12 protein-coding genes are annotated in these 11979 nt (G+C 61.0%); 3 read left to right on the plus strand and 9 right to left on the minus strand.

The genetic code is table 11. From position 1 onward, the window contains the following. Positions 1-266 precede the first annotated feature (266 nt). Entirely contained in the window at positions 267-1010 is a 744-nt protein-coding gene (locus PUN71_RS03850) for a polyprenol monophosphomannose synthase (protein ID WP_277797407.1), read from the plus strand. Positions 1011-1103: 93 nt separating this feature from the next. Here PUN71_RS03850 and prfB read toward each other — a convergent pair whose 3' ends face one another. From prfB to PUN71_RS03890, 8 genes are all read right to left on the minus strand, one after another. Continuing rightward, positions 1104-2222 carry a peptide chain release factor 2 gene (gene prfB / locus PUN71_RS03855; RefSeq protein ID WP_043450732.1) on the minus strand — a complete coding sequence of 373 codons (1119 nt, stop codon included), beginning with the start codon at positions 2220-2222 and terminating at the stop codon, positions 1104-1106. 143 nt (positions 2223-2365) lie between these two features. Continuing rightward, positions 2366-2812, minus strand: coding sequence for a pilus assembly protein TadG-related protein (locus tag PUN71_RS03860; protein WP_277797408.1), 447 nt, complete (start codon positions 2810-2812; stop codon positions 2366-2368). Next, positions 2809-3216, minus strand: a complete 408-nt coding sequence (locus PUN71_RS03865) for a hypothetical protein (protein ID WP_349361799.1) — start codon at positions 3214-3216, stop codon at positions 2809-2811. The genes PUN71_RS03860 and PUN71_RS03865 overlap by 4 nt, the downstream gene beginning before the upstream one ends. A 172-nt stretch (positions 3217-3388) precedes the next feature. Beyond that, on the minus strand, positions 3389-3733 hold the full coding sequence (locus tag PUN71_RS03870; RefSeq protein WP_277797410.1) for a TadE family protein: 345 nt from the start codon (positions 3731-3733) through the stop codon (positions 3389-3391). Between the two features lie 74 nt (positions 3734-3807). After that, the gene (locus PUN71_RS03875) at positions 3808-4101 is read right to left on the minus strand and encodes a hypothetical protein (protein WP_277797411.1); all 294 of its coding nucleotides are present in this window, start codon (positions 4099-4101) and stop codon (positions 3808-3810) included. Positions 4102-4176: 75 nt separating this feature from the next. Beyond that, the gene (locus PUN71_RS03880) at positions 4177-5118 is read right to left on the minus strand and encodes a type II secretion system F family protein (RefSeq protein ID WP_277797412.1); all 942 of its coding nucleotides are present in this window, start codon (positions 5116-5118) and stop codon (positions 4177-4179) included. Continuing rightward, a complete protein-coding gene (locus tag PUN71_RS03885; RefSeq protein ID WP_277797413.1) occupies positions 5115-5972 on the minus strand; it encodes a type II secretion system F family protein in 858 nt (285 codons plus the stop codon). The genes PUN71_RS03880 and PUN71_RS03885 overlap by 4 nt, the downstream gene beginning before the upstream one ends. Beyond that, positions 5969-7192 carry a TadA family conjugal transfer-associated ATPase gene (locus tag PUN71_RS03890; protein ID WP_277797414.1) on the minus strand — a complete coding sequence of 408 codons (1224 nt, stop codon included), beginning with the start codon at positions 7190-7192 and terminating at the stop codon, positions 5969-5971. Before PUN71_RS03890 ends, PUN71_RS03885 begins: the two co-directional genes overlap by 4 nt. A gap of 745 nt (positions 7193-7937) precedes the next feature. Here PUN71_RS03890 and PUN71_RS03895 point away from each other — a divergent pair. Beyond that, on the plus strand, positions 7938-9998 hold the full coding sequence (locus tag PUN71_RS03895) for a lysozyme (protein WP_277797521.1): 2061 nt from the start codon (positions 7938-7940) through the stop codon (positions 9996-9998). A gap of 58 nt (positions 9999-10056) precedes the next feature. Here the strand turns inward: PUN71_RS03895 and rfbA are convergent, their stop codons facing one another. Next, entirely contained in the window at positions 10057-10923 is an 867-nt protein-coding gene (gene rfbA, locus PUN71_RS03900; protein ID WP_043450723.1) for a glucose-1-phosphate thymidylyltransferase RfbA, read from the minus strand. Positions 10924-10978: 55 nt separating this feature from the next. On the opposite strand from rfbA, the gene rfbB reads away from it, so the two are divergent. Then, a complete protein-coding gene (rfbB, locus tag PUN71_RS03905; protein WP_043450722.1) occupies positions 10979-11977 on the plus strand; it encodes a dTDP-glucose 4,6-dehydratase in 999 nt (332 codons plus the stop codon). Positions 11978-11979: the final 2 nt, after the last annotated feature.

Genomic DNA, 11979 nt, shown 5'->3' on the forward strand with positions numbered 1-11979 from the left:
AAGTACCCTGCAGGCACGGCTGATCCTTCAGATGCAGCCCAGTTCTGCAGCCGGTGCACGGGTTTTCGTTTGGGGAAGGTAGGGCCCCGGCCCCTCGACTATACGCAGGATGCGCGGCGCTTGGGCAGGCTTTCGGGGGCGTGTCGCCGGATCAGGCTGTCGTCTGCCAGACCGGCATCCCCTGTTTCCCTATAATGGGTGGCTGTGCCCTGGAGCAGCCACGCTGCGGCGGGGTGCATCCACCATTTCCTCCAGGAAGGCCCTTTGTGCGCGTCCTTACGATCATTCCCACCTACAACGAACTGGAATCGCTGCCCAAGACGCTCCAGCGCCTTCGCAAGGCCGTTCCGGCGTCGGACGTGCTGGTGGTCGATGACAACAGCCCCGACGGCACCGGGCAGCTCGCCGACGGCTTCGCCGCCGAGGACTCCCAGGTCCACGTCCTGCACCGCAAGGGCAAGGAAGGCCTGGGCGCCGCCTACATCGCCGGGTTCACGTGGGGCCTGGACGCCGGCTACGACGTCCTGGTGGAAATGGACGCCGACGGTTCACACCAGCCCGAACAGCTGCCTCAACTGCTCGAGGCCGTCGAGCAGGGTGCCGACCTGGCCATGGGCTCGCGCTGGGTCCCCGGCGGCAGCGTGGTCAACTGGCCCCTCTACCGCCAGGCCATCTCACGCGTCGGCAGCACCTACGCCCGGCTGATGCTCGGCCTGCCCATCAAGGACGTCACCGGCGGCTACCGCGCGTTCCGCAGGACCACGCTCGAAAAACTCAACCTGGACCAGGTCGACTCCGTCGGCTACGGCTTCCAGGTGGACCTGGCCTGGCGCGTGGCCAAACTGGGCCTGCGCATCGAAGAACGCCCCATCACCTTCGTCGAACGCGAACTCGGCGCCTCGAAAATGAGCGGCAACATCGTCATCGAAGCCATGGTCAACGTCACCAAATGGGGACTCACCGCCCGCTGGAACACGCTTCGGCACCGCGGATCCGCTGGGAGGAAGTAGGGCCTGAAGTCCGCCTTCCTCACGCGTTCGAAAAAGAACTGCCCCGGCATCCAATTGCCGGGGCAGTTCCTTTTGTTGCGAGCGCGGCCGCTATCAGTTGTTGCCGGCGTTGCGGTTGTCAGTGCGCCAGCGGATGCCGGCGTCGATAAAATCGTCAATCTCGCCGTCGAACACTGCTGACGTGTTGCCCACTTCGTGTTCGGTGCGCAGATCCTTGACCATCTGGTAGGGGTTCAGGACATAGGAGCGCATCTGGTCGCCCCAGGACGCCTTGACGTCGCCTGCCAGGGCCTTCTTCTCTGCGTCCTCCTGCTCCTTCTTCAGCAGCAGGAGCCGCGACTGCAGCACGCGCATGGCAGCGGCACGGTTTTGCAGCTGGGACTTTTCGTTCTGCATGGAGACGACGGTGCCGGTAGGGATGTGGGTCAGCCGGACTGCGGAGTCGGTGGTGTTGACCGACTGTCCTCCCGGGCCGGACGAACGGAACACGTCCACCCGGATCTCGTTGTCCGGGATCTCGATGGAATCCGTCTGTTCGATCAGCGGGATGACTTCCACTGCGGCGAACGACGTCTGGCGGCGGCCCTGGTTGTCGAACGGGCTGATCCTGACGAGGCGGTGGGTGCCCGCTTCCACGCTCAAGGTGCCGTAGGCGTATGGCGCCTTGACCTCGAACGTGGCGGATTTCAGGCCGGCCTCCTCCGCGTACGAGGTATCCATGACGGTCGTGGGGTAGCCATGCCGTTCAGCCCAGCGAAGGTACATGCGGAGCAGCATCTCTGCAAAGTCCGCCGCGTCCACGCCGCCTGCGCCCGCGCGAATCGACACCACGGCTTCGCGCTCGTCGTACTCGCCGGAGAGCAGTGTAACGACTTCCAGCTCCTTGAGTGCCTTCTTGATGGACTCGAGTTCAGTGGCGGCCTCCCCCATCGAGTCGGCATCGTCCTCGTCCTGTCCCAACTCCACCAGGACTTCGAGGTCATCAATTCGGGCGGCAAGGTTGGTGAGCCGCTCCAGTTCCGACTGGCGGTGGGAAAGCCTTGACGTGATCTTTTGCGCGGCCGCTGGATCATCCCACAGGTCCGGTTCCCCTGCCCGCTCGCTGAGTTCGGCGATGTCTTCCTTGAGTGTCTCAACGTCGCTGACGCGTTCGATGGACTCGTAGGTGGCGCGGAGCGCGCGGATTTCAGCGGAAAAATCAATATTGGCCATGGTGGTTTAAGCCTACGCTATCGATGGATGCCGCCCGGCGCGCAGGTACACGGGCGGTGGCCCCATAACGCACGGTTCCGCCGGGCCGTCTGATACCAGGGTCAGCCCTTCCTGAAGGCTGATCCATCCAGCAGGTCACCGATTCACCGGGTCAACCGCGAGCGTGCCGTCGATGTTGCTTCAATGCGGATGCCGTCGGGAATAAGGAAATTAACCACGGGCGGGTGCACGGCGGCGGACAGGACCACTACGGCGGTGGAACCGTCCGGTGTTCCCGTTTCCCCTGTCACGGCAAGTTCGGAAAAGCGCTGGGCCGCGGGACTTCTGGCCACGAAGTCGGCAGCGACGTTACGGACCCGGGCAGGATTGAGCACAGCCGACGGACTTCCACCTTGGGTGGCGACTTCGCCCAGTGTGTAGCTGTCAGCAGCGGCAAGCGAGGCCCCATCCGCAAGTGAGAGCAGTCGTTTGTGCTCCAGGTAGACGGCGCTGATGCCGATGACCACTGTCGCGACCAAGAGTGCAAGGACGACGTAGCCAAGAATCATCACCAGAACCTGGCCGTCTTCATCCGGTTCCCTGCGCCTCACCTGTACCTGCCCACGATCTGGGTGGAGGAGGCCTCCACCTGGGTGGCTGTCAGCCCGTCAGCGAAGGGTACGAACGGCAGGGGGATGGTGAGACTGACGGTGACCGTCACGGTCGTCCCGGCAGCCTGGCAGTCGGAGGGATTGCAGGTGGTGACCAGGCTGGCCCGTTCTGCCTCAAGGCCGAAGTCGGAAAGCGCCAGGGCCACGGCCTGTTCGGCGGCCGACTGGGCCCTGGAAGCATCAGGCTGGGCAACATACACTTTGGCGGCTTGGTCTGCAGCGCCCACCACGGCGAAGGAACCGCCCTGGATCTGGCCGACGGTGATGACGAAATAGACCAATGGGACCATCAGCAGGAGAGCAAGGAATACGAACTCGACCACCGCGCTGCCTTGCTCGTTCATGGGAGGCTGCCTGGAGCCTGGTTCCTCCCCTCTTGCCCGCCACCGCGACAGCTCTTTCCTTCCAAAGCCCCCAGCGGTCGTGCGGCAAATCACCTGCCCAACCCGGCCGTCAAGCCGTGCCAGCTTTGAGCGATGTTTGGTGGAAGCAGGAGTTGGATTCATGCTGCAGGGGTCAGGGCTGGACAGCGGCATGGCCCGTCACCTCCAGCATGTCCCTCGGGCCGATCAACCCGATGACCGGCATGGGAGACCTGACTGTGACCTCAAGCGTCCGCATCCCCCGCACCGTTACTTCCCGGGTGCTTACCTGTTCAGCAAAGCTCTGGTTCAGCGCCGTACCGATGAGGCTCCGGGTCCGTTCCTCGGCATCGGAGGCGCTGCGGTCAGCGAGTGTGCCATACCGGGCACCCGACGCAGCAGCATCGATGAGGGTGTTCCGTACGTGCAACACCAGCGTCAGCTGGATGATCGCGAGAAAAAACATCGTCAGCAGCCCACCGACCAGGACGAAATCCACTACCGCTGAACCCCGCTCGCTGGGCCGGGCCGGCTCCGGCGGCGGCCCGGGCCTGGAGAGGACCCTCCCCTGGATCAGTTCCCCACCTTGTCCATTGCCTGGTTGAACATCGCTTCAAGGGCTGGTCCGGCGAGCGCAAGCAGAGCCGCAACCAGGACCGCGGACATCAGGGTGATCATCACCCAACCCGGGACGTCACCGCGCTCAGGGTTGTCACCGGCGCGGCTTAGTGACAGCCGACCCCTTACGGGCACATCGAACTGGCCGCGCCGAAGGCGGCGCCACCTTGCGGTGCTGGTCCAATTGAGCTGCATTAGGGCCGCGAGGCCAAGCAGCAGCGTCAGGCAGAGGGTTCCCATGGAATTCATCTTGCGTCCTGTCTGGTTGCTGAATGGGAGTTTGGATAGTTAGTCAAAGCTGCGGTTTCCAATCGCCGTTGCCGTTCAGAAGCCCAGGTTGATTGCGGCGATGCCGGGGAAGACAGCAAATACGACGGTCAGGGGAAGGACTCCGAAGACCAGGGGCACCATCATGGCGATCTCTTTCTTGCCTGCAGCCTCCATGAGGTCCCGTTTGGCTGAATCACGTACGTCCTGTGCCTGCGCACGAAGCACGTCCGCAAGGGGTGTTCCCCTTTCCACCGCCACGATGATGCCGTCAACGAACCTGACTAGAGGCGCGAGGTCGGTGCGGGCAGAGAATTCCTGGAGGGCGAGGATCAAAGGCTTCCCCGCCCTTGTCTCAGCGAGAATTCTCGAAAACTCCTTTGAAAGCTCACCAGTGGCGCTCCGACAAACGCGGTCCAATGCTCCCGTTGCGCTCTCCCCCGCACCCACGGCGAGCGCCATGAGCTCTGCAAGGCCGGGAAATTCCGCCATCATCCGCCCTTCCCGCCGGCGAACCTGGACACCGAGCCAATAGTCCCGAAGTGCAAAGCCCCCTGCAGAACTGCCAATAATTACCGCAGCCGCAAGGACAGGGCTGAACCTGCCTGCTGCTGCTCCCAAAAGGACGACGATCAGTGCGGCGACAAAACCGGCCGCAGCCCACAACAATTGCTCTGCCCGGAAATCGAGGGGCGATTTATTGATTCCTGCCTGCGTGAGTCGCCGCCCGGTAGCCCCCGGCGAGGGATTGAGCTTCCCCAAAGAGGAGAGCCAGTCCTTCACGACAGGACGAAGAATCCGTCCAAGCGGACCGAAAGGAGTCAAATTCTGCTCACCAGCGGCCAGAAGCCTCGATTCCAGGTTGTGAGACTTCAGTTGGGGCTCTATGCGCTCAGAGAGCGTTGTGGCGCGCATCGGAGGCGCGCGGAAGATTACGAGCCATAACCCGAGACCAAGGCCGATTCCGCAGAGCACTGCGCCAGGGGACAGCACTATCATCGGAGCACTCTTTCATCCTGCGGCAAGGCACCGATCTTGAGCATTGCGGTGTAGCAGATAAGTGACACTACGAGGCCGCCAAGCAGAACCCCGGCGCCCATGGGAGTGTTGTAGGCCCTGATGGCTTCGGGCCTGGTGGAGAGCAGGATCATCACGATCCATGGCGCCGCAACGGCCAGTCGGGCCGCATTGATCGTCCAGGACTGCCGCGCCTCAAGTTCGCTTCGTGTTCGGGAATTCTCCCGGAGGAATTCGGCAAGCGTTCCCAGGAGCTTCCCGAGGTCGGAGCCGCCCACTTCCCGTGTCAGCCTTAGCGCTTCGATGATGCGGTCAGCCACGGGGTCCGCCAACCGTTGTTTAAGTCTATTCAGGGACCCGTCAAATTGGCCTCCGGCCCGGTAATCGGCACCGAACTCACGAAAGATGGGGCGCAATTCCTCAGGACCCTTATCTCCAAGCTGAATAAGGGCCTCAGGCAGGGGCAGGCCCGCCCGGATGGCGGATCGGAGGTGGTCGACGACGTCGGGCCAGAGTTGGCGCAGCATTGCCCTTCTCTTCTTCGCGCGCCATCGGAGGACAGTGACGGGTAACCACGTACCGAAAAGCCCGAAACAGACGGCAAGGGGCCACGAGCGGCTAACCCCGAAGAACACCAGCGCAACGAAGGCCCCGAGCCCCAGGCAGGTGCCAACCAGGCCACGGACTGACACCTTATCTACACCCGCTCCGGCAAGCAGCTCAGAGAGGCGGCCAGGCTTGCGGTCCTGGTTCCCGCGGCCGGGTATTTCCCAGCAGGACCACCAAATAAGGAAAAGACCTATACCCGCGGTGGTTCCCATCAGTGCGGACATCATCGCGGATCCAGCAGTGCAGCCACGTCATAGCCCGCCCGTGAGAACTTCTCTGCTGCTGGCATGGCGTTTGCCCGGGCCTGCAGGACGCCGTTGTCCAGGGCGAAGACCAGTGAAGACTCGATGATGCCATTTTCCACGCGCCGGCCCAGCGAAAGGATCTGGGTGACCTGCCGCCTTCCATCGGGGTGTCTGCTGCAGTGCACCACGAGGTCTATACAAGAGGCCACCGTGGGCACCACGAAAGCACTTGAGATGTTGTCCCCTGCGAGTAACGGAAGGGTGCAGATCTTGGTGACGGCGTCATGGGCCGAGTTGGCGTGGACGGTACACATGCCCGGAAGACCGCTGTTAAGTGCGATCAGCATATCCAGGCTCTCGGCTTCCCGTACCTCTCCAACTACCAGGCGGTCCGGACGCATCCGCAACGCTTCCTTCACCAAGCGGCGGAGCGGAATTTCACCCTCACCTTCCAGGTTGGCTTGGCGGCATTGAAGACCCACCACGTCCCTGAGAGGAAACTGCAGTTCAAAGATCTCCTCCACTGTAATGACGCGTTCCCGGCTTCCAATGCTGGCAGCCAGGCAGTTCAGCATGGTGGTTTTGCCTGCCTGGGTCGCGCCTGATACCAGGATGTTGAGTCCGCTTGCTACTGCCGCACCAAGAAAGCGCGCGGACTGCGGCGTCAGTGTTCCCAAATCAACAAGATGTTCGAGACGGCTGGCCTTAACAACAAACTTGCGGATGTTCATGGCCCAATGACGGCGGGTGACATCCGGAATCACAACATGCAGCCTTGAACCGTCCGGCAATGCGGCGTCGACAAACGGGGACGACACGTCCAGTCGTCTCCCGGAGCTCTTAAGCATCCGCTCCACGAGGTCCCGCACTTGCTGTTCTGAGAGGCTCAAAGAAGTGAGCTCGGACTCGCCGTTGCGCGCCACATAGATTTCGTTGGGTGCGTTAAGCCAGATTTCCTCCACCGTGGGGTCGTCCAGGAGTGGCTGAAGTACTCCAAACCCTGCCACCGCATCGAAGAGGAAGCGACGGGCTGCATCAAGCGGACCCAACGGCGGAAGGGGTCCCAGCAATGCGCGCTCGTCATAGTCCGTGACCGCGGCTTCAACCAGCCGGCGGACCTCGCCTGCCTGCCTCAAGGGATCCAGTCCGCGGCGGCGGATCAGCTCACGGACTTCGTCCTCGACTATTCCCAGCGCGTCCATTTGTTCCCCCAAACGACTGCCGCCCCCGGCGGAGGCAGTGCGACTGGGTCCAAGCCTAAATAGAGGTGCCCCCCGCAACAAGTCATCCCATCGCCAATGTGGATAAACATGAACACGCAGGATCCGGTCAGCACCTCAAGATTTTGCTTGGACCTGCGCAAGATTCACATCAGTAACAGGAGAATCACTAGTTACCCCAGTAACACTGGTGCTATGGTGAGCGCGTTATTTATCGAAATAGCACTATCAGGTGCCTTCCTGGGGGAAAGCACCTGAGCAGTATCCATAGAGGCGCTTGGGGGAGCGCCGCATTGTCTCCGGAGCACATATGAAACGGAACCTGTCTCAGTCCCGTCGCCCGATCATGACGTCCTTCGGGGCTGGCCTGCTGGCCGTCTCGTTGTTGACTGGCCCTGGCCTAACCGGAGCCGCTTTCGCCGTCGAGCCCAGTCCGGCTCCCTCGCAGACTGCCACCTCTTCGCCGGTGACACCAACGGCCTCCCCCACGCCTACGCTTCCCGGGCCGGCACCAACAACCACATCCTCGCCGCAGCCTTCCCCTGTCGCCTCTTCATCGACAACTGCAGCCTCTTCGCCGACACCTGCAGCTGCGGAATCGATGGCTCAGGCGATCGGCCCCGGTGGAGCGGAGATGGGGCAGCGCTCCAAGCGGGTGACCTCTTCGTCCCCCTCGGGGACTCTTCAGAAGCTTAATGCGGAATCCCTTGCAACAGAGGGCACATGGATGCCTTCCTTCGGTGTACAGGGATTGGACGTCAGCGGACACCAGACCAGCGTCGACTGGCAGCAGCAGTGGAACATGGGTGCAAGGTTTGCCTACGTAAAGGCTTCGGAGGGAAACTACTTCACCAATGACCTGTTCGGCTCTCAGTACCAGGGCGCACGAAACGTTGGCATGATCCGGGGTGCCTACCACTTCGCAATTCCCAACTGGTCCTCCGGCGCCGACCAGGCACGCTATTTTGTCCAGAATGGAGGCGGCTGGTCAGCCGACGGCTACACGATGCCGCCTGTTCTGGATTTTGAATTCAACCCCTATGAGGGCCGGACAATCAATGGCTTCTACTTCGGCAACACCTGCTACAACATGTCTCCAGCCCAGCTGGCATCCTGGGTCCAGGACTTTGGCAATACCATGAGGTCGCTGACCGGCCGGCTGCCGATGATTTACACAAACACAAGTTGGTGGAACCAGTGCCTGGGCAATCCTGGAGGATTCGGCGACTACCCGTTGTGGATCGCTGCATACCCCAGCGCACCAACAGACAATGCTGGAGCCGTCCCCACCGCCAGTTGGGGCACGTACAGCGTCTGGCAGTACAGCAGCACCGGACCTTTTTCCGGAGACTCAAATGTTTGGAACGGGGACTACACGTCCCTCAAGCGTTTTGCCGGTGCCGCATACCCAACCGGAAGCTTCGATGATCTGTCCGTCGGTGGGAGTGGCACACAGTTCTTCCTCCGCGCCCGGGGATGGTCTGTCGACCTTGCCAATACTGACTCTTCCAACCAGACGCACGTCTATGTCACAGCGCCAGACGGTACGGTCACCGGATACCCTTGGATCGCCAATACTTCGCGGCCTGACGTGGACCAGGCGCTCGGTTATGGCCCGTCCCACGGCTTTGACGGCACTATTCCAATTTCCCGCTCGGGAACGTACTCGGCCTGCGCCTACTCCATTGGAACCTTCGGCAACACACCTCTCGGATGCAAGAGTGTGACCGCCACAGGAATCGGAGTGCCAATGGGTAATTTCGACAGCATTGGACAAGTCCGGAGTACGGACAGCGTCAACCTGCAGCTACGGGGGTGGGCCGTGGATCAGGCAAACCCTGGAGCTTCATCCTTTGCCGATACCTATGTAACCGCACCAAATGGAACGACCACCGGCTATCGCATGACCGCGAATACCTCACGACCGGACGTTCAGGCAGCCACCGGGTTGGGCGCGAACCATGGCTTTGACTACCAGATTCCTGTTACGGCACCGGGAACCTACAAGGCTTGCACCTATGCGATTGGCCAGAATTCAAATGTCCCGCTCGGCTGCCAGGCAGTAAACGTTGGGTCGAACCCTTCCCCCATTGGCAGCTATGATTCGCTGGCCCTCAATCTGGCTGCGAATACGGCAAGTCTGCAAGTAAGTGGCTGGACCCTGGACCCCACCGTCCCGGCTACCAGCATTAATGCGAGTGTCTATATTTCCGCCAAGGACGGAATACCGGTGACAAACCCCAGTCCGGTGAACGTCGCAGCCAACCAAAAGCGGCCTGACGTCAATGCGGCACTAGGCACAGTCGGCGACCATGGTTTCCAAGCCGCGCTTGCCATCACTTCCACCGGCACCTATTCCGTCTGTGTACGAGCCACCGGTGCGGCCCCGGTCTCCGCCGGACCTGCACTCCTCGGCTGCAAGAACATATCGGTTGCAGCCACTCCCCCTACAGCAGGCTTTCTGGACAGCGCAGGTATCCAGGTAACTAATGGGCAAGCAGCCGTGGTTAGCCAAGGGTGGACTTTGGACCCGGCGTTGCCCGCTCTCTCGAATCCTGTCCACGTCTACATCACATACCCCGATGGCAGCACTAAGGGTTACCCGTTCACGGCCAACCTCAAGCGGCCCGACGTCAACAGTGCACTGCAAACTGTGGGAGACCATGGCTATTCGACATCCGTCCCGGTTACGGCCCGCGGACAGTACCGCGTCTGCACCTATGGAGTCGCAGTGTCAGTCTTCGCCTCGTACAACGCCCAGTTGGGATGCCGTACTTTGACTTACTAGGCAAACGAATAGGGGGTGAAGCCAAGGCTTCACCCCCTATTTGTGTCAGCTGCCAGGATTACTTCTCGGCCAGGAGTTCCAGTAGGTACGCTCCGTAGCCGCTCTTGACCAGTGGTTCTGCTCTCTCACGAAGCTCATCATCGGTCAGGAATCCGAGCCGCCAGGAAATCTCTTCAGGGGCACCGATCTTCAGGCCCTGCCGGTTCTCGACCGTCCGTATGAAGTTCGAAGCATCGTTGAGGTCATTGAAGGTCCCGGTATCGAGCCACGCCGTTCCGCGCGGCAGAATCTCAACCTGCAGCTTTCCAGCCTCGAGGTAGACCCGGTTAACGTCCGTAATTTCCAGTTCGCCGCGGGCAGATGGCTTCAAATTCTTGGCGATATCCACCACATCATTGTCGTAGAAATAAAGCCCGGGAACGGCGTAATGGCTCTTGGGCGCCGCCGGCTTCTCTTCCAAGGACAGCGCCTTGCCGTTGCCGTCAAACTCCACAACACCGTAGGCGGAAGGATCTTTGACCCAGTAGCCAAAGACTGCTCCCCCGTCGATGGTCTTGAACCGGCGCAACTGGGTGCCCATCCCTTGGCCGTAAAAGATGTTGTCACCCAGGACCAGCGCGACAGTGTCATCACCGATGTGGTCGGCTCCGAGCACAAATGCCTGCGCCAGGCCATCAGGGGAAGGCTGCTGCTTGTAGGTTATGGAGACCCCGAAGCGGGAGCCATCCCCGAGAAGCCGTTCAAACTGGTCCGCGTCGTGCGGGGTGGTGATGATAAGGATGTCCCGGATCCCTGCCAGGATCAGAGTGGACAGCGGGTAGTAGATCATCGGCTTGTCGTAAACCGGTACCAATTGCTTGCTGACACCCAGGGTGATGGGATGAAGCCTGGAGCCGGTTCCGCCGGCAAGTATTATTCCGCGCATGCCCCCATCTTTCCCTTCGCTAAGGGCAGCAGCAAATCCGGTAGTCTAGGGAATTATGCAGCGACTTCTCGTGACCGGCGGAGCCGGCTTTATCGGCTCGAACTTTGTCCACTACGTTTTGGAAAACACCGAAGACCACGTCACGGTTTTGGACAAGCTGACCTACGCAGGCAACCTTGAGTCGCTGCAGGGCCTCCCGCAGGAACGGTTCACCTTCGTACAGGGCGATATCGCTGACGCCTCCGTAGTCGACGGTCTGGTGGCCGATTCCGACGTTGTGGTCCACTACGCAGCCGAGTCGCACAACGACAACTCCCTGCACGATCCGCGTCCGTTCCTGGACACCAATATCATCGGCACCTACACCCTTATCGAAGCAGCACGCAAGCACAACAAACGCTTCCACCACATCTCAACTGATGAGGTCTATGGCGACCTGGAATTGGATGACCCTGAGCGTTTCACTGAGCAGACGCCGTACAACCCGTCAAGCCCGTACTCATCCACCAAGGCGGGTTCCGATCTCCTGGTACGGGCATGGGTACGCTCGTTCGGCCTTCAGGCCACGATCAGCAACTGCTCCAACAACTATGGTCCTTACCAGCACGTGGAGAAGTTCATTCCCCGTCAGATCACCAACGTTATTGATGGGATCCGCCCCAAGCTCTACGGCAAAGGTGAGAACGTCAGGGACTGGATCCACGCCAACGACCATTCCTCGGCCGTGCTGGCGATCATCGCCAAGGGAAAGATCGGCGAGACCTATCTGATCGGGGCCGACGGCGAGAAGAACAACAAAGAGGTCGTTGAACTTATCCTCAAGCACATGGGCCAGGCCCCGGATGCTTACGACCACGTTGTCGACCGGCCCGGGCACGACCTGCGCTATGCCATTGACTCCACCAAATTGCGCGACGAGCTTGGATGGGAACCGCAGTTCTCCAACTTCGACGAAGGCATCGAAGCCACCATTGAGTGGTACCGGGATAACGAGGACTGGTGGCGCCCGCAGAAGGCCGTTACTGAAGCGAAGTACAAGGAACAGGGACAGTAATC

This window comes from Arthrobacter sp. NQ7, assembly GCF_029581595.2.
GTDB classification, from domain to species: Bacteria; Actinomycetota; Actinomycetes; order Actinomycetales; family Micrococcaceae; genus Arthrobacter; species Arthrobacter phenanthrenivorans_B.